This is a genomic window from Qipengyuania gelatinilytica (assembly GCF_019711315.1).
GTDB lineage: Bacteria > Pseudomonadota > Alphaproteobacteria > Sphingomonadales > Sphingomonadaceae > Qipengyuania > Qipengyuania gelatinilytica.
In genome coordinates this window covers 1719648-1740904 of sequence record NZ_CP081294.1, presented here as the reverse complement: position 1 = coordinate 1740904, position 21257 = coordinate 1719648, and the positions used below count along the sequence as shown (strand labels likewise).

Annotated in this window: 22 protein-coding genes; 12 read left to right on the top strand and 10 right to left on the bottom strand. The window is 63.2% G+C overall.

Annotated elements, in window-relative coordinates; genetic code table 11:
* Positions 1-107: 107 nt before the first annotated feature.
* From K3136_RS08705 to K3136_RS08675, 7 genes are all read left to right on the top strand, one after another.
* Positions 108-2621: a helicase-related protein gene (locus tag K3136_RS08705; RefSeq protein ID WP_221429930.1), complete on the top strand. Its 2514-nt coding sequence runs from the start codon at positions 108-110 to the stop codon at positions 2619-2621.
* A 3-nt stretch (positions 2622-2624) separates the two neighbouring features.
* The gene (locus tag K3136_RS08700; protein WP_221429929.1) at positions 2625-2882 is read left to right on the top strand and encodes an RNA-binding S4 domain-containing protein; all 258 of its coding nucleotides are present in this window, start codon (positions 2625-2627) and stop codon (positions 2880-2882) included.
* 50 nt (positions 2883-2932) lie between these two features.
* Complete coding sequence (fdxA, locus tag K3136_RS08695; protein WP_221429928.1) at positions 2933-3271, top strand: ferredoxin FdxA; 339 nt, start codon at positions 2933-2935, stop codon at positions 3269-3271.
* Between the two features lie 12 nt (positions 3272-3283).
* A complete protein-coding gene (locus K3136_RS08690; protein ID WP_221429927.1) occupies positions 3284-4090 on the top strand; it encodes a YihY/virulence factor BrkB family protein in 807 nt (268 codons plus the stop codon).
* Between the two features lie 196 nt (positions 4091-4286).
* A complete protein-coding gene (locus K3136_RS08685) occupies positions 4287-4823 on the top strand; it encodes a CarD family transcriptional regulator (protein ID WP_221427309.1) in 537 nt (178 codons plus the stop codon).
* 133 nt (positions 4824-4956) lie between these two features.
* The gene (locus K3136_RS08680) at positions 4957-5766 is read left to right on the top strand and encodes a head GIN domain-containing protein (RefSeq protein WP_221429926.1); all 810 of its coding nucleotides are present in this window, start codon (positions 4957-4959) and stop codon (positions 5764-5766) included.
* Positions 5767-5821: 55 nt separating this feature from the next.
* Positions 5822-6148: a hypothetical protein gene (locus K3136_RS08675; RefSeq protein WP_247711318.1), complete on the top strand. Its 327-nt coding sequence runs from the start codon at positions 5822-5824 to the stop codon at positions 6146-6148.
* On the opposite strand, the gene K3136_RS08670 is transcribed toward K3136_RS08675, so the two are convergent.
* Complete coding sequence (locus tag K3136_RS08670; RefSeq protein WP_221429925.1) at positions 6145-7074, bottom strand: L-threonylcarbamoyladenylate synthase; 930 nt, start codon at positions 7072-7074, stop codon at positions 6145-6147. The genes K3136_RS08675 and K3136_RS08670 overlap by 4 nt on opposite strands.
* A 46-nt stretch (positions 7075-7120) precedes the next feature.
* Between K3136_RS08670 and K3136_RS08665 the strand changes: the two genes are divergently transcribed.
* Entirely contained in the window at positions 7121-8860 is a 1740-nt protein-coding gene (locus K3136_RS08665) for an acyl-CoA dehydrogenase family protein (RefSeq protein WP_221429924.1), read from the top strand.
* Positions 8861-8869: 9 nt separating this feature from the next.
* Here K3136_RS08665 and K3136_RS08660 read toward each other — a convergent pair whose 3' ends face one another.
* A complete protein-coding gene (locus tag K3136_RS08660; RefSeq protein WP_221429923.1) occupies positions 8870-10321 on the bottom strand; it encodes a PQQ-dependent sugar dehydrogenase in 1452 nt (483 codons plus the stop codon).
* A 77-nt stretch (positions 10322-10398) separates the two neighbouring features.
* On the opposite strand from K3136_RS08660, the gene K3136_RS08655 reads away from it, so the two are divergent.
* A complete protein-coding gene (locus tag K3136_RS08655) occupies positions 10399-10881 on the top strand; it encodes a GAF domain-containing protein (RefSeq protein ID WP_221429922.1) in 483 nt (160 codons plus the stop codon).
* 2 nt (positions 10882-10883) lie between these two features.
* Here the strand turns inward: K3136_RS08655 and K3136_RS08650 are convergent, their stop codons facing one another.
* The 6 genes from K3136_RS08650 to K3136_RS08625 are packed head-to-tail and all read right to left on the bottom strand — an operon-like array spanning position 10884 to position 16700.
* Entirely contained in the window at positions 10884-11822 is a 939-nt protein-coding gene (locus K3136_RS08650) for a ParB/RepB/Spo0J family partition protein (RefSeq protein ID WP_221429921.1), read from the bottom strand.
* A complete protein-coding gene (locus K3136_RS08645; RefSeq protein WP_221429920.1) occupies positions 11819-12607 on the bottom strand; it encodes a ParA family protein in 789 nt (262 codons plus the stop codon). Before K3136_RS08645 ends, K3136_RS08650 begins: the two co-directional genes overlap by 4 nt.
* Complete coding sequence (gene rsmG / locus K3136_RS08640) at positions 12604-13236, bottom strand: 16S rRNA (guanine(527)-N(7))-methyltransferase RsmG (RefSeq protein WP_221429919.1); 633 nt, start codon at positions 13234-13236, stop codon at positions 12604-12606. Before rsmG ends, K3136_RS08645 begins: the two co-directional genes overlap by 4 nt.
* Positions 13233-15086, bottom strand: coding sequence for a tRNA uridine-5-carboxymethylaminomethyl(34) synthesis enzyme MnmG (gene mnmG, locus K3136_RS08635; protein ID WP_221429918.1), 1854 nt, complete (start codon positions 15084-15086; stop codon positions 13233-13235). Before mnmG ends, rsmG begins: the two co-directional genes overlap by 4 nt.
* 60 nt (positions 15087-15146) lie before the next feature.
* Positions 15147-16421 (bottom strand): tRNA uridine-5-carboxymethylaminomethyl(34) synthesis GTPase MnmE, encoded by a 1275-nt coding sequence (gene mnmE / locus K3136_RS08630; protein ID WP_221429917.1) that lies wholly within the window; start codon positions 16419-16421, stop codon positions 15147-15149.
* A 15-nt stretch (positions 16422-16436) separates the two neighbouring features.
* Positions 16437-16700 carry a DUF6489 family protein gene (locus K3136_RS08625; protein WP_221429916.1) on the bottom strand — a complete coding sequence of 88 codons (264 nt, stop codon included), beginning with the start codon at positions 16698-16700 and terminating at the stop codon, positions 16437-16439.
* Between the two features lie 90 nt (positions 16701-16790).
* Between K3136_RS08625 and K3136_RS08620 the strand changes: the two genes are divergently transcribed.
* The 3 genes from K3136_RS08620 to K3136_RS08610 are packed head-to-tail and all read left to right on the top strand — an operon-like array spanning position 16791 to position 19492.
* Entirely contained in the window at positions 16791-17498 is a 708-nt protein-coding gene (locus K3136_RS08620) for a dienelactone hydrolase family protein (RefSeq protein WP_221429915.1), read from the top strand.
* A gap of 12 nt (positions 17499-17510) precedes the next feature.
* Entirely contained in the window at positions 17511-19100 is a 1590-nt protein-coding gene (locus tag K3136_RS08615) for an FMN-binding glutamate synthase family protein (protein WP_221432278.1), read from the top strand.
* Positions 19097-19492, top strand: a complete 396-nt coding sequence (locus K3136_RS08610; RefSeq protein WP_221429914.1) for a nuclear transport factor 2 family protein — start codon at positions 19097-19099, stop codon at positions 19490-19492. The genes K3136_RS08615 and K3136_RS08610 overlap by 4 nt, the downstream gene beginning before the upstream one ends.
* A 14-nt stretch (positions 19493-19506) precedes the next feature.
* Here the strand turns inward: K3136_RS08610 and K3136_RS08605 are convergent, their stop codons facing one another.
* On the bottom strand, positions 19507-19896 hold the full coding sequence (locus K3136_RS08605) for a BLUF domain-containing protein (RefSeq protein WP_221429913.1): 390 nt from the start codon (positions 19894-19896) through the stop codon (positions 19507-19509).
* A 48-nt stretch (positions 19897-19944) separates the two neighbouring features.
* Positions 19945-21210 carry a transcription termination factor Rho gene (gene rho, locus K3136_RS08600; protein ID WP_221429912.1) on the bottom strand — a complete coding sequence of 422 codons (1266 nt, stop codon included), beginning with the start codon at positions 21208-21210 and terminating at the stop codon, positions 19945-19947.
* Positions 21211-21257 lie beyond the last annotated feature (47 nt).

The following is a 21257-nucleotide window of genomic DNA, read 5'->3' as shown; positions in this document are numbered from 1 at the left end:
GTGAAATTCGTCTTAACCAGCGACGAGGCGAGTCCCCTTGTCGACGAGTTGAGCGCGGCGGGCGGTGAACGGTTGCGCCCTTCGCCTCGCAATGCCACCTGTCAGGAGTGAACGACGCCCCGATCAAGGCGGTCCTCGGGCCCACCAATACCGGCAAGACCCACCTCGCCATCGAACGCCTCTGTGCGCATTCGAGCGGTGCGATGGGCTTTCCGCTGCGCCTGCTGGCGCGCGAGGTCTATGACCGCGTGGTTGCGATCAAGGGCGAGAAGGACGTCGCGCTGATCACCGGCGAGCAGCGGATCGAGCCTCCCGGCGCGCGCTACCTGTGCTGCACGGTCGAGGCCATGCCCCGCTCGGCGAACGAGCGGGCTTTCGTCGCGCTCGACGAGGCGCAGCTCGCAGCCGATCGTGAACGCGGCCACGTCTTTACCGACCGCCTGCTCAATGCGCGCGGACGTGATGAAACCATGCTGCTGGGCGCAGCGACGCTCGAGCCCATGGTGCGATCGCTGATACCGCGCGCCGAGATTTCCGAACGACCACGCTTCTCGACCCTCACCCATATCGGCCCGCGCAAGCTGTCGCGCCTGCCGCCGCGGAGTGCGATCGTCGCCTTCAGTGCAGAGCAGGTTTACGCCGTGGCCGAGATGCTGCGGCGCTTCCGTGGCGGCGCCGCGGTGGTTATGGGCGCTCTTTCGCCGGAAACGCGGAACAAGCAGGTCGAATTGTACCAGAATGGTGAGGTGGATTACATCGTCGCCACCGACGCCATCGGCATGGGTCTCAATCTCGACGTCAACCATGTCGCATTTGCGGGCCTGACCAAGTTCGACGGCGTTCGCATGAGGCGCCTGCAACCTGCTGAAATGGCGCAGATTGCGGGGCGCGCAGGACGGCACCAGCGTGACGGCACTTTCGGCACGCTGGCAGGCGCCGGCGGCAAGATGGGCCCCTCGCCCGAATTCACCGAAGAAGAGATCTACGCGATCGAAGAGCATCGCTTCGCGCCGATCACCAAGCTCTTCTGGCGCAATCCCGAACCGCGTTTCGATTCGCTGGGCACGCTCATCGCGGACCTCGAACGGCCGCCCGAGCACGAGGCGCTCCGCCTGGCCCCCGAGGCCATTGACCTCGCGACACTCAAGCGGCTCGCCGAAGAGCCGCTGGCGCGCGACGTTCGCGGAGCGGGAGCGGTTAGGCGCTTCTGGGAGGCCTGTTCGCTGCCCGATTTCCGCGCTCGCGGTCCCGATGTCCACGCCCGCTTCGTCGCACGCCTCTGGCAGGACCTGCGGCAGGGGTATATCGGTGCGGACTTCGTCGCCGCGCGGATATCCGAACTCGACAACACCAGCGGCGATATCGATACGCTGCAGGGACGGATCGCCGCGATTCGCAGCTGGGCCTATATCTGCCAGCGGCCCGATTGGGTCCTTGCGCGCGACGAGATGGCGTCGCGCGCACGCGGCGTGGAAGCCAAGCTGTCGGATGCGCTCCATGCGCGGCTGACCGAAAGATTCGTGAACCGAAGGACTGCCATACTGATGAAATCGCTGGGACAGGACGCCTCCATGCTCCCGATAACGCTCGGAGAAGACGGCACGCTGCTCGTCGAGGACGAGGCGCTCGGCAAGGTCGAGGGGTTCCGCTTCACTGTCGATCCTTCGGCCAATCACGCCGATCGCAAGATGCTGCTGGCGGCAGCCGAAAAGGCGCTGCCCCGCATATTGGGCGAGCGCGCGGAGAAGCTCGCCGCCACCGACCTTGCCGAGCTCGAGCTGTCACGCGGTGCGATCCGCTGGAACGGGCAGGTCCTGGCAAAGCTCGCCGAGCGCGAAGGTCAGGTCAAACCCGCTCTCGAACCGTCACGCGAAGTGGCTTCGCTGCCCGACCAGCCGCGCAAGGCACTGCTCGGCGCGATCGATGGCTGGCTCGACAAGCATCTCGAGCCACTCGAACCCTTGCGCAAGATGCATATTGCCTCGGCCAACCCCGAGGCTGGCAGCCAGGCGCGCGCGCTGCTGCTCAACCTTATCTCCGGCCACGGCTTCGTGACCCGCGAAAAGGCGGGCATCGAGCACCTGCCCAAGGAGATGCGGCCCTTCCTGCGCAAGATCGGCGTCACCTTCGGCGCGCTCGACATCTTCGCTCCGCTGCTGCTGAAGCCCGCACCGCGCCAGCTCCTGAGCGCTCTCGGGATCGATCGCAGGCCGCTGCAGGAAGCGATGCTGCCGGTCATTCCCGACCAAAAGAAACTACCCGCCGGCTATCGCCATGCAGGCAGCCAGGCGATCCGGCTCGATCTGGCCGAGAAGATCTTCCGCGCAGCACACGAAGCGCGCAGCAAGGCGGGCAAGAGCCGCAAGTTCCGGCTCGATCTCGCTCTGCCGATCTCGATCGGACTGGAAGAACGCAATGTCGAGCGATTGCTTGGCCAGGCAGGCTTCCGCGTCCTGCGCGCAAGGCCGCTAGCCGAGGGCGCTTTCGGCCCGCCGCGTCCCGACAGCTGGGAATGGCGCCCGTCGCGACGCAAGCAGCAGCGCGCCAAGCCTGCGAAAACCAGCGCCCCGCGTGAAGGCAGCGCCTTTGCCGGACTTGCAGACCTCATCAAACAGGGCTGAGGCTTGCGGATCGATCGCCTGCTCTGCTTCCTGCGCATCGTGCGCACACGCAGCACTGCACGCAAGCTGGTCGATGAGGGACACATCCGCCTGAACGGGGAGCGGGTGCTGCGCCCCAGCCGCGCTATCGCGCCCGGTGACGTGCTCACCCTGCCGCTCGGAAACAGCGTCAAACTGATCGAGGTCCTTGCGCTTCCCGATCGGCGCGGCCCTCCGCGAGAGGCGCAAGAATGTTATCGGGAACTTGACCCCGGCGCATGAATAGCCATAGCAGCGCAAAACTACTCTTCGCACAGGGAAACTAGCGAGCCATGACCTACGTCGTCACCGACGCCTGCATCAAATGCAAATACACGGACTGCGTCGAGGTCTGTCCGGTCGACTGTTTCTACGAGGGCGAGAACATGCTCGTCATCAATCCCAGCGAATGCATCGACTGCGGCGTGTGCGAACCGGAATGCCCGGCAGAGGCCATCCTTCCCGATACGGAAGACAACCTCGAGAAGTGGCTTGAACTGAACACCAAGTTCAGCGCCGAATGGCCGAACATCACGAGCCAGAAGCAGCCGCCCGCAGACGCCGACGAGCACAAGGGCGAAGAGGGCAAGTTCGACAAATACTTCTCGGCCGAGCCCGGCGAAGGCGACTGATCGATCCGCCGCGTGTTTGCCGATCTCAAGGCCGCCTGGTCCGCCGGAAGCAATAACAATATCTCGCTGATCGCAGCCGGTATCGCGCATTATGCGCTGCTGGCGCTGGTGCCCGCGCTCGCCGCGCTCGTGCTCGGCTATGGCCTGTTCGCCAATCCCGACACGGTGGCCGCGGATATCCAGTTTCTATCCAAGAACCTGCCGCAGGCAGCTGCCAGCCTTATCGGCGACGAGCTTCGCAACCTCACCGGGGGCCCGGGCAAGGCGAAAGGGCTCGGGCTGTTCGGCTCGCTTGCGATTGCCCTGTTTGGCGCACGTAGCGCGGCCATGGCGCTTATGACCGGATTGAACATCACCTTCCATGCTGGTGAGCCGCGCAGCCTCGTCCGCGGCAACCTCGTGGCACTCGCAATCACGATCGGGGGAATCGTCGGGCTTGCCATCATGGGCGGTGCCAGTGCGGCACTTGCCGTCCTCAGTGGTCCAGCCGGGTCGATTCTCGGCTTCATCGTGCTTGCCGCCGGCGCTGTGGGCGGAGCCGCGGCGCTCTATCGCTTCGCGCCCAACCGGCGCTCTCCCGAATGGAGCGCGGTACTGCCGGGCGCGGTGCTCTTTGCATTCGGATGGATCGTCGCCACTGCGGCCTTCGCGTTTTATGCAGCGAATTTCGGAAGCTACAACGCGACTTACGGTTCGCTCGGCGCGGTCGTGGTGCTCATCACCTGGTTCTACGCCACCGCCTTTCTGCTGCTCCTGGGCGCGGAACTGGCGGCAGTGAAAGGTCGCGGTAACGACGTTTCGCCTTCGAAAGCGTCATAGACTCGCAATATTCGGCCGAACGTGCTATATAATGCAACAACTGCACCGGTCAGAGCCGGGCAGATGTGAGAATTGAAAGGGCCGTACTACCAGCAAGGCAGCGATAGAGTTCCAGCCGCGCACCCCAAAAGGAGCGCGGGGCGGGCATCTTGCAGCTTTGTCTCCCCCCGTAGGGTCCCGACGAAAGGATTTATGCATGGCGAGCAAGGCAGACGCCTTCGACGTTGGCGATTACGTTGTTTACCCCAAGCACGGCGTTGGCCGTGTGATCGAGCTCCAGAGCGAAGAAATCGCCGGTATGCAGCTCGATCTCTACGTTCTCCGGTTCGAAAAAGAGCGCATGACGCTGCGCGTTCCGGTCAACAAGGTCGAATCGATCGGCATGCGCAAGCTTTCCAGCGACAAGACGCTGAAGGAAGCCATGGAGACGCTCAAGGGCAAGCCCAAGGTCAAGCGCACCATGTGGAGCCGCCGCGCCCAGGAATATGAAGCCAAGATCAACTCGGGCGAAATCGTCCTGATCGCGGAAGTCACGCGCGACCTTTTCCGTCCCGACGACCAGCCCGAGCAGAGCTATTCGGAGCGCCAGATCTTCGAAGCGGCCTCAAGCCGTCTCGCCCGCGAACTTGCGGCGATGGAAAAGACCGACGAGCCGACCGCCCTGGAAAAGATCCTTGACGTGCTGCGCGAACATGCGCCGCAGTATTACAACAACGAGGAAGAAGACGCGTAATCGCCTAACGGCAATCCGCACTCGACGAAGGGGCCGCTCCGCAGGGGGCGGCCCTTTTGCGTTGGGTTGAACCTTCGTCCATACTGTATTATATCGCCAACACGCTTAGGATAGATGCAGAGGATTGGACACGATGATTCACAAGGTTCTCAAGGGCCTCGCCCCGGTGGCGGCACTCGCGGCAAGCGCCATGCTTGCAGGCTGCAATGTCGACATGCAGGTCGGCGACACCGAGGGTGTTCCGCTTGGCGAGCTCGACATGAACGGCGCCGCGCCGACCGAAATCGTGCTCGCATCGCCGGATAACGTTATTGTCACCACCGGCGATACGTTCAACATCAGCGTGTCGGGCAATGAAGACGCGGCCCAACTCATGCGCTTCAACCTGGAAGACAACGCACTGGGCATCATGCGCGGGAAGGACAGCAAGGGCACCAGCGGCCCGGCCATCGTCAACGTCACGCTGCCCTCGCTCAAAGGTATCGTCCTGGCCGGATCGGGCACGATCGAGGCCGATAGGATGGACACCCGCGCCGAAGTGACCATCGCCGGTTCGGGCAGCACGAAAGTCGCAGAAATGCGCGCCGACAAGCTCGACCTTACCATTGCCGGATCGGGCGACTTCGAAACCGCCGGTGATGTCGGCGATCTCGACATGACCGTGGCGGGTTCGGGTTCGGGCAAAATGGCCGGCCTCAAGGTCGGTAAGGCCGACATCACCGTTGCAGGCTCGGGCGATGCCGAGTTCCAGTCGGACGGCGAGGTCGACGCAAGCATCCTCGGTTCGGGCGACATCACGGTCAGCGGCAACGCCACCTGCACCGTCAGCTCGCTCGGCTCGGGCAAGCTCCGCTGCAAGGGCGGCACGGCGGCTTCGTCGGAAAAGCCCTCGGCACCCGAAACGCCTGAGGCTCCCGCAGCGCCGGACGCGCCCGGCGCCTAAGTTCACCGAATACTCACCAAAGCTGGTATAGGCGGCGCATCGAAAGGAATTATCGATGCGTCGCCTTGCTTTTGTTGCCCTCCCCCTGTCCGCGGTAATGCTGTCCGCCTGCCTCGGCACCGTGGCCGATGTCGTGACGGCGCCGGTCAAGGTTGCGTCGAAAGGCGTGGACCTGGCGACCACCAGCCAGTCGGAAGCCGACGAGAAGCGCGGGCGTGAGCTGCGCAAGCGCGAGGAACGGCTTGGCAAGCTCGAACGCCAGTATGAAAAGCAGCTCGACGAATGCGAAGAAGGCGATCGTCGCGCCTGCGACGATGCGCGCGACACCTATGCCGAGATGCAGCAGATCATCCCGACCATCCCGGTCGAGCCGGAAGGCTAGTCCGCAGGCGTTGCTGCGCGGCGGAGGCGGTCGTTGATCGCCTTGCCGATGCCCTGCGCAGGGACCGGCGCCACCGCGATGCGGGGCTTGTCCGAGCGTGCGCCTTCGTGAAGGCATGCATAGAGGCGCGAAGCCGCTTCCTCGAGATTTCCTGAAGCGGAGAGCGAGCAATTGCCCGCAACCTGCGCAAAACCAATCAGGAATTCGTCATTTTCGGCCGTGGTGACGTCAAGGCGAACCGGCTTTCCGGGAGCATAGTGGCTGGCAAGCTGGCCGGGCGCTTCGACGCGGTCGGCGCCTTTGCGCTGTTCGCCTATCAAGAGCGGCCCGGGGCGCAGTTCCTCGATCTTGCCGTCTTCGCGTACGGCCACGATGGTCGATTCCACTCCGCTGTCGCACGAGCCCCCGTCGAGGACGGCTTCGATCCGGCCATCGAGCGATGCGAGGACGTGCTCGGCACAAGTCGGGCTGATGAAACCGCTCCGATTGGCCGAGGGCGCAGCCAGCGGCAGTCCCGTCTCGCGCAGCAGCGCCTGCATGACCGGATGATTGGGCATCCGCAGCGCGATCGTAGGCAGGCCTGCGGAAACCGCCGCTGCCAGCTGCGCACCGGCGCGGCGCGGCAAAACGAGGGTGAGCGGGCCGGGCCAGTGCGCCTTGGCCAGCGCCCCTGCCTCGGCGGAAAATTCGGCCAGTGTGCGGGCCTGATCGATATCGGCGACATGGACGATCAACGGATTGAACGATGGCCGGCCCTTCGCCTCGTAGATCCGGGCGACGGCTTCCGCCTGATCCGCCCTCGCCGCAAGGCCGTAAACCGTTTCGGTCGGGACTGCGACCAGTCCCCCTTCGCGCAGGATGGCCGAGGCGCGCGCAATGCCACCCTTCGTCGCCTCAAGCGTTTCCGTAGCGTATTTGCCGCCCATGCCCGCGCGCTATATCTGCTGCTACGGAAAGCCAAGAGGATAAGACGTGACCTACACCCCCGCCACCCAGGACCAGTTGCTCGCAATCCGCGTGAACGCCGGCATCGAGGAGCTTGCCCGCTCGGAGAAATTCGCCGCTGCAGAGCCCGATATGGTCGAGGCGATCGTGGAAGGCGTGGGCCAGTTCGCAGCCGGCGAGTTCGCGCCGCTGAACCGTGTGGGCGATCTTGAGGGTGCCAAACTTGAGAACGGGGTCGTTCGCCTACCCGAAGGTTACGCCGAAGCCTATGCCGAATATGTCGAGCAGGGCTGGAACGCGATCGCTTCGCCCGAAGAATTCGGCGGCCAGGGCCTGCCCTTCACCCTCGCCTGCAACGTACTCGAGAACCTCGGCACGGCGAACATGGCCTTCAACCTGCTGCCCATGCTCAGCGTCGGCGCGATCGAGGCGCTCGAACATCATGGCGCTGAGGAACTCCAGCAGAAATACCTGCCGGACCTCGTCAGCGGGAAATGGTCGGGGACTATGAACCTCACCGAACCGCAGGCCGGGTCGGATGTCGGCGCCCTGCGCGCAACGGCAACGCCCATCACCGAGGGCGAGCATGCCGGCAAGTTCCTGATCAAGGGCCAGAAGATCTACATCACCTGGGGCGAGCACGAGCTGGTGGAGAATATCATCCACCTCGTCCTCGCTCGCCTGCCCGATGCGCCCGAGGGAAGCCGCGGGATCTCGCTGTTCGTGGTCCCCAAGTATCATGTGAAACCGGACGGATCGTTGGGGGCTCGCAACGATGTCCGTTGCGTCAGCATCGAGCACAAGCTCGGCATCAATGCCTCGCCCACCTGCGTGATGAGCTATGGCGACAATGACGAATGCATCGGCGAGCTGGTCGGCGCGGAAAACCGCGGTCTCGCGGCCATGTTCACGATGATGAACAATGCGCGCATCAATGTCGGCAACCAGGGTGTCCAGATCAGCGAACGCGCCACCCAGCAGGCGCTGGATTACGCAAAGGAGCGCGTCCAGTCGGCCCGCGCGGGCTCTGCGGACAAGAGCCCGGTCTCCATCATCGAGCACCCCGACGTGCGCCGCATGCTGCTGCGGATGAAAGCGCTGACCGAAGGCTCGCGCGCCCTCCTCTACTACACCGCCGGACAGGTGGATCGCGGCGTTCTGGGTGACGAGGCTGCCAAGGCGCGCGGCGAGGTCCTGACCCCGCTGATCAAGGCCTGGGGGACCGATATCGGCATCGAGGTCGCCAGCCTCGGGATCCAGGTCCATGGCGGCATGGGCTTCGTCGAGGAAACCGGTGCGGCACAGCACTGGCGCGATTCGCGTATCGCCCCGATCTACGAGGGAACCAACGGCATCCAGGCGGCCGATCTCGTCACGCGCAAGCTCGGCCTCGACAATGGCGAAGCGCTGATCGGCCTGACCGAGGAAATTGCCCGCGACGCAGCGGATGAGCCCGCCCTGTTCGCGCTAGCGGGGGATTGCGCGGCCATCGCCAAGTGGATGCGCGAAGACGCCAGCCTCGACGATCGGCTCGCCGGCAGCGTGCCGTTCTGCACCATGCTTTCGGTTGCGACGGCAGGGTGGCAGCTTCTCAGGCAGCTGCGGGCTGTCGAAAGCGGCGAAGCGCCCGGCCTTGCCAAGACCAAGACCGCAAGCGTGTGCTTCTTCCTCGACCGTATCGTGCCGGAAGCCTCGGGCCTCAAGGCCTCCGCGACGGGCGGTGCCGAGACCCTTTACGAGCTCGACACGGCGTCGCTGCTGGGCTGATCCGCAGACTTATTCGGCGGTGACTTCGCGCGCGTAGTCATCCTCGCCGAAGGTGGCGTTCTGGCCGCGCAGTTCCCGCTGCGGCGGGAGCCGGTTGCCGCTGATCTGCTCGATTGCGCCCTGCCCTTCGGCGCCCGGTGCGGTGACGCGCCAGATGATTCCGGCGGTATCGTCGCTGACCAGCAGCGACCCGTCACCAGCCCATTCGACCCAGGTCGGGCGGCCGCGCGTGGTGCCGTCATCCTTGAGGAAGCCGGTCAGGATAGGCACGGGCTTGCCCTGCGGATTGCCGCGCTCGTCGAAGGCGACATAGACGACGTCGTAGCCGGAAGGCGGCTTGCGGTTCCACGAGCCGTGCTGTGCGATGAAGGCGCCGCTCGAGAATGCCTCGCCCATCGTCGCGCCTTCCTTGCTGAAAACGAGGCCCAGTGCCGCCACATGCGGGCCGAGTGCGTACTCCGGCTTGCGGACATAGCTGATGTAGGCAGGCGGCGGGGCGTCGACGCGGCGGTCGTAAATGTCGCCCCAATAGACCCACGGCCAGCCGTATTGGGCGCCGACCGGGACATTGGTCAGGTAATCGGGCACCAGGTCGCTGCCCAGCATGTCGCGCTCGTTGACAGTGGTCCACAGCTCGCCCGACCACGGGTTGAAGTCGAGACCATTGGGATTGCGCAAGCCACCGGCGAACTGGCGACGCTGGCCGGTTTCGAGGTTCACCTCCCAGATCAGCGCGCGGCCCTCTTCGGCCTCCATGCCCTTGTCGCCGATATTGGTGTCGGAACCGACTGCGATATAGAGCCGGTTGCCGTCCGGGTGGAGTTCGAGATTGCGCATCCAGTGTCCGCCACCGGCTGCAAGATCGGTCACCTTGCGCGGCTCGCCCGAGGGGCTGTCCGCACCAAGTTCATAAGGGAAAGCAAGCACTTCATCGTGATTTGCGAGGTAAAGTGTACCATCACCCCATGCGAGGCCTGAAGGTGAATCCAGTCCGTCGATGAGGACAAGCCGCGTATCCGCCGTGCCGTCACCATTTGTGTCCCGCAGCAACACAACCTGATTGGGCGATTCGCCCGTCGCGCCGGCCTTGGACATCAGGCGATTGGCGATCCAGCCCATGATGCCGCCGCCAGCCTTGTTCGGCGACCGGGTGAGCGAAACCAGGACGTCGCCATTGGGCAATGTGTAGAGCGTTCGCGGGTGTTCGAGACCTTCGGCGAAGCGCTGGACTTCAAGCCCGTCCGCCGCGGCGGGCACTTCCCCCTCTTGCCAGCCCACCGGCTCGGCAATCGCAACTGTCGGGAAAGTCTCTGCATCGGGATCCTGGAGCGTCGGATCGGCCCCGGTCACTTCGTTGAAGGGTACGTCAGCCGTGTCCCCCCGCGAGATGAAAAAGAATGCGATCGCAAGGACCAGGATCAGGACGAGAAGGGCGATGCCCAGCTTCTTGAGAATGCTCATGGAGATAGTGTTACGACAGCCGCGCGCCGCTCGCAACGCCCCTTGCATGGCCGCCATCCTCCATTAGATGCGCATTCATGTTCGATTTTCGCCCCGCACCCGATTGCCCCAAGCCCGAAGCCTATCGCCAGCTGGTCGAGGCGGCCGACGCCCTGACGAGCGGAGAGCCCGATGCAGTCGCCAACATGGCGAATGTCGCTGCGCTCCTGTGGGATTTCCTGCCGGACCTCAACTGGGCGGGCTTTTACCGTATGGTCGATGGCGAGCTGGTGCTGGGACCGTTCATGGGGCGCCCGGCCTGCATCCGCATCCCGCTCGGGAAGGGCGTATGCGGCGTCGCCGCAGCCGATGCTGAGACGCAGCTGGTCGAGGACGTGCATGCCTTCCCCGGCCACATCGCTTGCGATTCGGTGACCAATTCCGAGCTGGTGGTACCCGTCATTCGCGATGGCGGCGTCGTGGCGGTTATCGACCTCGACAGTCCGTCAAAAGCGCGCTTCGACGGCGAAGATCGCGAGGGAATTGAAGCACTTGCGGCAATTCTCTCAAACCGGATCTGAAATCAGATTTCGCCGCCGGTCAGCCGCTGGCAGATAAGATCGAGCTGGTCGAGCGTGCGATAGCCGATCGTCACCGTACCGGTTCCTGGCGCGCCTTCGGTCCTAATCTTGACCGGCAGGCCGAGGAATTCTTCCAGATGGCCCTGGACCGCGGCGATATCGGCGTCGGTCGAGCTGTCGGCAATCGGCTTTGGCGAGCCCGAGGCGGTCTTTTTCGGGCGATCCCCGCGGGCAAGCTTCTCGACTTCGCGGACAGAGAGATTGTCCTTCGCTGCGCGTCGCGCAATCTCGCTCGCGTCCTCGTGTCCGACCAGCGCCTTGGCGTGACCCATGGTCAGCTTGCTGTCGGCAACCAGCGCAAGCACATCGTCGGGAAGCGCGAGAAGGCGCTGGAAGTTCGCGACATGGCTGCGCGACTTGTCGACCAGCTTGGCGATCTCCGCCTGGGTCATGCCCTCGTCATCCGAGAGCTTCTGGTAAGCCCGCGCCTCTTCGACCGGATTGAGGTCTTCGCGCTGCAGGTTCTCGATCAGCGCCAGTGCCATGACTTCGCGCTCGTCAAGATCGCGCACGATAGCAGGGATAGCATGGAGACGGGCGCGCTGGGCTGCGCGCCAGCGACGTTCACCGGCGACAAGGCGATAACGGCCCTTGCCCGCAGGGGTAACGATAACGGGCTGGATCACACCGCGCTGGGCGATCGAGGCTGCGAGCTGGTCGAGGGCTTCCTCGTCGAAATGCGTACGCGGCTGACCGGGCAGCGGCGAGATATCGGCGACGGGGATATCCGAAAGGCCGTTGGCCGAGGCGGTAGCCGAAGCTTCCTCACCCTGAGCCGGAGCATTTTCGTTGCGCACCAGCGGCTCTTCACGCTGGATCTCGCCCATCAGAGCACCAAGGCCGCGGCCGAGTTTCTTCTTGCGGTCGATAGCGGTGCTCATGCGGCTTTCCTCTTTTCGGGCAGGCGTCCGATCAGCTCGCGTGCAAGGCCGATATAGGCGCGACTTCCGGGACAATTATGGTCGTAGATCAGCGCCGGCATGCCGTGGCTCGGGGCCTCCGACAGGCGCACATTGCGCGGGATGACGTTTTCGAAAACGAGATTGCCGAGGCAATCGCGGACATCGTCGGCAACCTGGTCGGTAAGGCGGTTGCGGCGGTCGAACATGGTCAGTGCGATGCCGATAATGCCGAGATCGGGATTGAAGCGTTGCTGGATACGCTCGACCGTCTGGAGCAACTGGCTGAGGCCCTCCAGCGCGAAGAATTCGCACTGGAGCGGGACCATGAGCGTATCGGCAGCGCCCAATGCGTTCAGCGTCAACAGGCCCAGCGAGGGCGGGCAGTCGATGAAAGCGATGTCGTAACCGGCGAAACCGGGTTGCGGAGCCTCCAGCGCCTTCTGCAGGCGGTGAGTGCGGTCCTCGACCGAAACGAGTTCGACCTCCGCTCCAGACAGGTCCTGAGTTGCCGGAAGGATGTCGAGGCCAGGAATTTCGGTTGGCTGGGCGGCCTGCGCCAAGGTGGCGTCACCCATGAGCAAATCATAGGTCGTGTAGTTACGTGCCGCAGCACCGATGCCGAGGCCGGTCGAAGCATTGCCCTGCGGATCCATGTCGATCAGCAGGGTTTTCCAGCCGGAGGCGGCCATGGCAGTCGCAATATTGATTGCAGTAGTGGTCTTGCCCACCCCACCCTTCTGGTTTGCAATGGCGATGGTGATCATTTTCCCGTCCCTATCTTGCCCTTGCCGACCACGATTCCGGCCTCTGGATCGGTTTGCGATTGTTCCACGTGAAACATTTTGCCTGTTTTGCGCGGCAGTTCACTGACTTCTTGCGCTGCCGAGCGCCCCTTGGGCAACACCCAATAGGTGGACACTGTGGAGAAGCGTGAGGATAAATTGAGGAGTTTGGGCAGTGGTGCGAACGCGCGGGCGGAGATTACCGCGGCTTTTCGCGTTTCGACGAGCTCGAGCCTTTTTCCTTCTATCACGCAATTTTGCAGTGCGAGATTGTCGGCCATGGCTTCAAGCCAGTCGATCCGTCGCTTGCGCGACTCGATAAGGACCGTGGGCTCGTTGGGGCGCAGGATCGCCAGCACGAGGCCCGGGAACCCCGCCCCGCTGCCCAGGTCGAACCACGCGCCTTTTGTTTCACGTGGAACATGCGGGATCAGCTGCGCCGAGTCGGCAAAGTGGCGGACCCACACTTCCTCAAGCGAGCCACGCGAGACGAGGTTTTGCCGCTCGTTCTCTTCGCGTAGTGCGGCTGCAAGCGCTTCCAGTTTCTCGATTGCACCCTGCCCGCCCAGTCCCTCGATGAATGTTCGGGCTTCGGCTTCGCTGGTAATCACGCTGCGCGCTCCTCAATCCGGCGTGCATGTACGAGAAGGGCGGCCAGTGCAGCAGGCGTGATGCCCGGGACACGTCCAGCGGCCGATAGGGTTTCGGGCTGGGCACGGGACAGCCTTTCGACCATTTCGTTCGACAGTCCCGGCACCGATCCATAGGGGAAATCCTGTGGCAATTTGAGCCGCTCGCCCGCCTTCAGATCGCGCAGCTCCGCCTCCTGCCGCGCAAGGTAGGGTTCGTAGATGGCGTCCTCGACCATCTCCACTGTCAGCGCATCCTGCGCATCGAGCCCACCGACGATCCGCGAAAGTTCGTCGATCGAAATCTGTCCTCCACGCAGCCAGTCCCTCAGGCGCTGCGAGCCACGATCCGCCTTGGCCTTGATCCCACCGTCGATAAGGGCGTTGGCGTGCACCTCTTCGTCCAGCTGGTTGTCGATGACCGAGCGACGCGCTTCACGTGAAGCGAACCAGCGGGCACGCTCCTCGCCGACGAGGCCTGCTTCGATGCCGAGGCCAGTGAGACGGGTGTCGGCATTGGCCGCCCGCAATCGCAGCCTGTATTCAGCGCGCGCGGTTAGCATCCGGTACGGCTCGCTAACCCCCTGCAGTGTGAGATCATCGACCATCACCGCGATATAGGAGTTCGAACGGTCCAACCCGACCGGTTCACGATCCAGGACCGCAGCTGCGGCATTCATTCCAGCGACGAGGCCCTGCGCCGCCGCTTCCTCATATCCTGTGGTCCCGTTGATCTGGCCAGCACAATAGAGGCCCGGGATGGCCCTGAGTTCCAGACCCGGCTTGAGCGCGCGCGGGTCTACGTGGTCGTATTCGACCGCATAGCCGGGCACTGCCATCTCGACCCGCTCAAGGCCCTTCATCGCGCGCAGCATGCCCTGCTGCACGTCTACCGGGAGCGATGTGCTGATCCCGTTGGGATAAACGAGATGCGTCGAGAGACCTTCGGGCTCGAGGAAAACCTGGTGCCCCTCCCGATCACCGAAGCGGTGGATCTTGTCTTCGATCGAAGGACAGTATCGTGGCCCCGCCCCACCGATGGCACCCGAAAATAAGGGCGAGCGGTCGAGGTTGGCGCGGATGATGTCATGCGCCTCGCGATTGGTACGAGTGATCGCGCAGAACACCTGCGGGTTCACGCGCTCGGTAGAAAGCGAAGACATCGTCCAGCGCTCTCCGTCGGAAGGCTGCTCGTCAAGCGAGGCCCAATCGATCGTACGTCCATCGAGGCGTGGCGGGGTCCCGGTCTTGAGGCGAGCCATGGGCAAGTCAGCCTCGCGAAGCTGTGCGGCGAGCACGCGTGCAGCATCCTCGCCGATCCGTCCGCCCTCGAAGCGCTCCTCTCCCCGGAAGAGCGTGCCACCAAGGAATGTCCCGGTGCAGAGAATGACTGCCGGTGCATCGAGCCGCGTCTCGTCGGCGAGGTGCAGACCGCAAACGCGCCCACCGTCCAAGGCGAGGGACGCGGCCTCACCCTCTATGAGCGTGAGGTTCGCCTGGCTGGTGACAATGCCCTGCACCGCTTTATGGAAGAGCGAACGATCGGCCTGGATACGCGGGCCCCAGACCGCACTGCCCTTGGATCGGTTGAGCATCCGGTAGTGGATCGCCGCCGCATCGGCCGCCCGACCGATTACGCCGTCTAGTGCGTCTACCTCGCGCACGAGGTGTCCTTTGCCAAGACCGCCGATTGCAGGATTGCAGCTCATCGCGCCGATCTTCGACAGGTCGAAGCTCACGAGGGCGGTATTCGCCCCCATGCGCGCGGCAGCACAGGCCGCCTCGACGCCGGCATGTCCGCCGCCGACAACGATAATATCGAAACTCTGCATGGAGGGGCCGATAGCCCAATCGGTCCCGCGATCAAAGCCCTCGATGTTCCACGTGAAACATCACTTGCCGATACAGAAGCGGCCGAACAATGCGTCGAGCATGTCCTCGGTGGAATGGCGACCAAGGAGCCGGTCCAGTGCAAGCCGTGCGAGCCGCAGCTTCTCGCCGGTCAGCAAGGGATCGTCATCCGATCCGATCGTCTCGATAGCCGAGAGCGCATCGGCCAATGCAGCACCCTGCCGGCGGTTCAGGGCGGCAAGACCCGGTTTCGGAAGTAACGACCTTCCCGTCGCCACGATATCCTCGACCAGCTCGTGCAATCCGTGACCGGTTACAGCCGAAACCACATGGCGCGGCTCTTTCTTGCCCTCGCCCTCAATATCGCAGCGCGATGCGATTTCCCATGCACCGGCGGGTCCCTCGCCTTTTTCGCCAAGCCACAGGATGATGTCGGCCCGCTCGAGCTCCTGCCGCGCCCGACCAATCCCGATCTGCTCGACCGTCCCAGCCCCTTCGTCTCTCAATCCGGCGGTATCGATCAGGATGAAGGGCACACCCGCCAGAGCGACAGGCCGTTCGATAACGTCTCGTGTGGTCCCGGCTTCTTCCGAGACGATGGCGGCACCCTCATCGAGAAGAGCGTTGAACAGCGACGACTTGCCGGTGTTGGGGGGTCCGGCAAAAACTATGCGGATCCCGTCGCGCAAACGCTCTGCACGCGGAGCCTCGATAGCGTCTCGCCATTCGCCGACAAGCGACGAAAGTTCCACGTGAAACATTTCCGGCAGGCTCTCGACATCGTCCTCATCACCAAAGTCGAGCACAGCCTCGACGAGCGCCGAGAGGTAGAGGACGCGGTCTCGCCATCCCTCAACCTTGCGTGACAATCCTCCACCTGCCGAAGCCTGTGCCGCCTGCCGTTGGAGATCCGTTTCCGCCGCCAGCAGGTCACCAAGACCCTCGGCTTCGGCGAGGTCGATGACGCCATTGGCAAAAGCACGGCGGGTGAACTCGCCGGGCTCGGCGCGTCGCAAACCCTCGATCGATGACAGCGCATTCTCGATTGCCGAAACGACCGCCCTGCCCCCGTGGCAGTGAAACTCGGCGAGATCTTCCCCGGTCGACGTCTTCGGGCCCGGAAACCAGATGACCAGCGCGCTATCCAGTTCTGCGCCGCCATCATCGCGCAGGGTCCTCAGGCTTGCCCGTCGAGGATCCGGCAGCGACCCGGCCAACGCGGCGACAGCATCGCCCGCCTTCGGTCCGCTGATCCGCACCACGCCGATCGCAGCGGGAGGCGCCCCGCTCGACAAGGCGAAGATCGTGTCATCCATCGGGTCGGGTGGTCCTTAGTCGTCGGAAGTGGTCGGCTTCTTGCCGGTGCCCTTGGCCGCCTGCGCACCTTCCATGAAGCTCTGGAACAGCTTGAAGCCCGCCTGCCCCATCGGCGCCAGCTGACGCGCATAATCCTGAAGCTGGTCGGTATTGGAAACGCCCTTCATCGCCTTCGACATCATGTCGACGTAAATGTCGTTTGCCTTGCCGACATCGGGCAGGCCCATAAAGGTCCTCGCCTCTTCGGGCGTGCAGTCGATCTCGATATGGACCTTCATCGGGCTTCCTCCGTTAGAACTTGCATGACCCTATTTGGGGCTGCATGCCCCGTCATGCAAGCATAAGACACTTACCGAGTTCCGAAGGAGATGATTGTCGTGAGCGAGACCGTGAAGATTTCCACCCTGTCCGGCGATGCAAAGTTCGATGCCTATGTCGCGCGCCCGGCCGATACGCCGCGTGCTTCGATCCTCGTGATCCAGGAGATTTTCGGGGTAAATGCCGGAATCCGGCGCAAATGCGACAAGCTCGCCGAAGACGGATATCTAGCTGTCGCCCCCGACCTGTTCTGGCGTCTCGAACCGGGTGTCGAGCTCGATCCCGATGTCGAACCGGAATTCCAGCGCGCTCTCGACCTGATGGGCAAGTTCGACCAGGATCAGGGCATTCGCGATATCGAAGCAACCCTCCACCACATCCGCCGCGAAGAAGGCGTCGAGAAGGTCGGCTGCGTCGGATACTGCCTTGGCGGTCGCCTCGCCTACATGACCGCATCGAGAACCGATGTGGATGCATCGGTCGGCTATTACGGCGTAGGCATCGACGGGCTGCTGAATGAAAAACATGCCATCGCCCACGCCCTGCTCCTGCACATCCCGACCGAAGACGGATTTGTCGACAAGGACACGCAAAAGGCGATGCATGAAGGGCTCGACGACCATCCCAAGGTGACGCTCTACGATTACGAAGGCCTCGATCACGGCTTCGCAACCGAATTCGGCAAGCGGCGCGATGAAGAGGCAGCCAGCCTTGCCGACCAGCGCACTGCGGAGTTCTTTCGCGAAAACCTGGGTTGATCCGTCGCGATGATGGAGAGGCTGCCCCTGCGCTACATTATTCCGGTAGCCTTGCTGATACTCGCCACAAGCGCATGGGTGGTCGAGCCGCTGCGCTGGACGCTGTGGCTGTGGGTGCCCATGGCGGGGTTCGCGATATGGGATTTTTTCCAGCCTAATCATACCCTTAGGAGGAACTATCCTCTCATCGGCAGGATCCGGTGGCTGATGGAAGACCTGCGACCCTTTGCGCAGTCCTATTTCGTGGAGGACGACCTTGAGGGGCGCCCCTTCAGCCATCAGGCCCGCTCGCTGGTTTACGCAAGGGCGAAGGGCGACCTCGACAAGCATCCGATGGGCACCGAACTCGACGTCTATTCGGACGAATATGAGTGGGTCGGGCATTCCATCGCGCCGAGCGAAAACACGCCCGAGGAATGGCGCGTCACTATCGGGGAAGGCACTTGCGCCAAGCCCTATTCCTCCTCGCTCCTGAATATCTCGGCCATGAGCTTCGGATCGCTCTCCGCCCGCGCGATCGAGGCACTCAACGCAGGCGCGAAGGAAGGGAATTTCGCGCACAATACGGGTGAAGGATCCATCAGCCGGTATCACCGTGCCCCCGGCGGCGACCTGATATGGGAGCTCGGCAGCGGCTATTTCGGGGCGCGGCGCGAAGACGGGCGCTTCGACCCCGACCAGTTCCGCGAGAATGCGGCGAGCGACCAGGTCAAGATGATCGAACTGAAGCTCAGCCAGGGCGCAAAGCCGGGTCACGGCGGGGTCCTGCCCGGCGCCAAGGTTACTAAGGAAATTGCCGAGGCGCGCAGCGTGCCGGTGGGGGAAACCGTCAACTCGCCGGCAAGGCATCCGGAATTCGACACGCCGATCGAACTGCTCGAATTCGTCACCCGGCTGCGAGAGCTGTCGGGCGGAAAGCCAACCGGGATCAAGCTCTGCGTCGGCCATCCGCACGAAGTCTTCGCGATCGGCAAGGCGATGCTGGAAACCGGCCTGCATCCCGACTTCATCACCGTCGACGGCGCCGAAGGCGGGACGGGTGCTGCGCCGCTCGAACTGAGCAATTCGGTCGGCATGCCTTTGCGCGAGGGGCAAATCTTCGTGCGTAACATGCTGGTGGGCATCGGCCTGCGCAGCAAGGTGAAGATCGCCACCAGCGGCAAGATCCATTCGGGCGCGCAGATGGCCAAGAGCTTCGCGCTCGGTGCCGACTGGTGCAATGCCGCGCGTCCCTTCATGTTCGCGCTCGGCTGTATCCAGTCGATGAACTGCCACAAGGGCACCTGCCCTACCGGCGTCGCAACGCAGGAAGAGTGGCGCCAGCGAGGGCTGGTGGTCGAGGACAAGGCACCGCGTGTGGCCCGTTTCCAGCGCCAGACGCTTCACTCACTGCGCGAGATCACGATTGCCATGGGTCTGGACAGCCCCTGGGAGATGAAACCCATGGATATGCGCGAACGCCTCAACGGCGCACGCTCGGACGCCTTCGACAAGATCTATTACTTCGCCGAGGAAGGAGTGCTGCTAGACAGGCCCTCCTCAACGCCGCTGGCGCGCCACTGGGCCGCAGCAAGGGCAAACAGCTTCAGGAGGGAAATGTGAGCGCGGAAAAAGGATTGGCCAGATGGCACGAGGTGATCGAATCCGGCTCTGCTCCGGCGGACCTTGCGGCCATCATCTGTGAAGACGCCGCATTCCATTCGCCGGTGGTCCACACGCCGCAACAGGGGCGCGATCTGGTCGTCGCCTATCTCTCGGCCGCCGGACAGACGCTTGGAAACGACAGCTTCACCTATGTCCGCGAACTGGTGGATGGTGAAAACGCTATGCTCGAGTTCACCACAGAGATGGACGGCATCCACGTCAACGGCGTCGATATCATCCGCTTCGACGAAGACGGGATGATTACCGATTTCAAGGTGATGGTGCGCCCGCTGAAGGCGGTGAACAAGGTGTGGGAGCAGATGGCCGCCCAACTCTCGGCTGGCATATGACCAGCTCGATCGCTTCAGGCGTCGAGGAACCGATTCACTTCGCTTAAGACCCGCCGACCCTCTTCATCGCCGGCAAGGATCGAACTGAGTTCTTCCTGTGCCGGAACAGAGCCGAAAGTGATCAGCCGTTTCATCGACCAGTCCGGAAACCAGCGCTTTCCAGCGGTTTCTTCAAGAAGGACTTCAATCCCCTCATGGCGAGGATCGTTCTCGATGACGGCCATGAGAGCCTCGACCTCCAATGCAGGTCCTTCAAGCAATTGCAGGAACCTGTCGCGGTCGTAGATCAGAAAACCGGTAAGGTCGCGCCTGGGATTGTTGCGCTCAGAGGAGGTGATGACGTCCATCACATCCCTTGTAGTCGTGCCTCCTGCGGCGACGCTGCTGTACAGAAGTCGTTTCATTCGCCGTCCCATTGCCCGGCAGCCAGGGGCCGCCGGGCGATAGCATCCTTACTGGTTCATATTGGCGAAGAAGTCTTCGTTGGTCTTGGAATCCTTCATCTTGTCGAGAAGGAATTCCATCGCGTCGACCGTGCCCATCTGCATGAGGATACGGCGAAGGACCCACATCTTCGACAGCTGGGCCTGGTCGACCAGCAGCTCTTCCTTGCGGGTGCCGGACTTGCCAACGTCCAGAGCCGGGAAGATGCGCTTGTCGGCGACCTTGCGATCGAGGACGATTTCGCTGTTACCCGTGCCCTTGAATTCTTCGAAGATAACCTCGTCCATGCGGCTGCCGGTGTCGATCAGCGCGGTTGCGATGATGGACAGCGAGCCGCCTTCCTCGATGTTACGCGCGGCGCCGAAGAAGCGCTTCGGACGCTGCAAGGCATTGGCATCGACACCGCCGGTCAGCACCTTGCCCGAGCTGGGCACGACGGTGTTGTAGGCGCGGCCGAGACGGGTGATCGAGTCGAGCAGGATGACGACATCCTTCTTGTGCTCGACGAGGCGCTTGGCCTTTTCAATCACCATTTCGGCGACCTGGACGTGGCGGTTGGCAGGCTCGTCGAAGGTCGAGGAAATGACCTCGCCCTTCACGCTGCGCTGCATGTCGGTAACTTCTTCCGGACGTTCGTCGACGAGCAGGACCAGCAGGAAGACTTCCGGGTGGTTGTCGGTGATCGCCTTGGCGATGTTCTGCAGCAGCACGGTCTTACCGGTACGCGGCGGCGCGACGATCAGGGCGCGCTGGCCCTTGCCCTGCGGCGAGATGATATCGATCACGCGGGCCGACTTGTCCTTCACCGTCGGATCGACATTGTCGAGCGTCAGCTTCTCATCCGGATAGAGCGGCGTGAGATTGTCGAAATTGGTGCGCGTGCGAACCTGGTCGGGATCTTCGTAATTGACCGTGGTGAGGCCCGTCAGCGCAAAATAGCGCTCGCCTTCCTGCGGCGCGCGGATCTGGCCTTCGACCGTGTCGCCGGTGCGCAGGCCCCATTTGCGGATCTGGTTGGGCGAGACGTAGATATCGTCCGGGCCGGCGAGGTAGTTCGCCTCGGGGCTGCGCAGGAAGCCGAAGCCGTCCTGCAGCACCTCGATCGTGCCGATACCCATGATCTCTTCGTTATATTCTTCATCGTCCGCGAGTTCGCGCAGGATGCAGAACATGAGGTCCTGGCGGCGCATGGTGCCCGCGGCCTCGACACCCAGCTCTTCGGCCATGGCCACGAGCTCTGCGGGTGCTTTTGCTTTCAAGTCTTTGAGATGCATAGTGTTTCTCGAATATTCGAATGTGGAAATGGCCGGCAGGTCGAAGG

Excerpts from the sequence above, each read along its gene's own strand:
- K3136_RS08680 (WP_221429926.1), top strand. The coding sequence starts at position 4,957 with ATGATTCACAAGGTTCTCAAGGGCCTCGCCCCGGTGGCGGCACTCGCG.
- K3136_RS08670 (WP_221429925.1), bottom strand. The coding sequence starts at position 7,074 with ATGGGCGGCAAATACGCTACGGAAACGCTTGAGGCGACGAAGGGTGGC.
- K3136_RS08615 (WP_221432278.1), top strand. The coding sequence starts at position 17,511 with ATGGAGAGGCTGCCCCTGCGCTACATTATTCCGGTAGCCTTGCTGATA.
- K3136_RS08685 (WP_221427309.1), top strand. The coding sequence starts at position 4,287 with ATGGCGAGCAAGGCAGACGCCTTCGACGTTGGCGATTACGTTGTTTAC.
- K3136_RS08650 (WP_221429921.1), bottom strand. The coding sequence starts at position 11,822 with ATGAGCACCGCTATCGACCGCAAGAAGAAACTCGGCCGCGGCCTTGGT.
- rho (WP_221429912.1), bottom strand. The coding sequence starts at position 21,210 with ATGCATCTCAAAGACTTGAAAGCAAAAGCACCCGCAGAGCTCGTGGCC.
- K3136_RS08655 (WP_221429922.1), top strand. The coding sequence starts at position 10,399 with ATGTTCGATTTTCGCCCCGCACCCGATTGCCCCAAGCCCGAAGCCTAT.
- K3136_RS08660 (WP_221429923.1), bottom strand. The coding sequence starts at position 10,321 with ATGAGCATTCTCAAGAAGCTGGGCATCGCCCTTCTCGTCCTGATCCTG.
- fdxA (WP_221429928.1), top strand. The coding sequence starts at position 2,933 with ATGACCTACGTCGTCACCGACGCCTGCATCAAATGCAAATACACGGAC.
- K3136_RS08605 (WP_221429913.1), bottom strand. The coding sequence starts at position 19,896 with ATGAAACGACTTCTGTACAGCAGCGTCGCCGCAGGAGGCACGACTACA.
- mnmG (WP_221429918.1), bottom strand. The coding sequence starts at position 15,086 with ATGCAGAGTTTCGATATTATCGTTGTCGGCGGCGGACATGCCGGCGTC.
- K3136_RS08620 (WP_221429915.1), top strand. The coding sequence starts at position 16,791 with ATGATTGTCGTGAGCGAGACCGTGAAGATTTCCACCCTGTCCGGCGAT.
- K3136_RS08645 (WP_221429920.1), bottom strand. The coding sequence starts at position 12,607 with ATGATCACCATCGCCATTGCAAACCAGAAGGGTGGGGTGGGCAAGACC.
- K3136_RS08625 (WP_221429916.1), bottom strand. The coding sequence starts at position 16,700 with ATGAAGGTCCATATCGAGATCGACTGCACGCCCGAAGAGGCGAGGACC.
- K3136_RS08675 (WP_247711318.1), top strand. The coding sequence starts at position 5,822 with ATGCGTCGCCTTGCTTTTGTTGCCCTCCCCCTGTCCGCGGTAATGCTG.
- mnmE (WP_221429917.1), bottom strand. The coding sequence starts at position 16,421 with ATGGATGACACGATCTTCGCCTTGTCGAGCGGGGCGCCTCCCGCTGCG.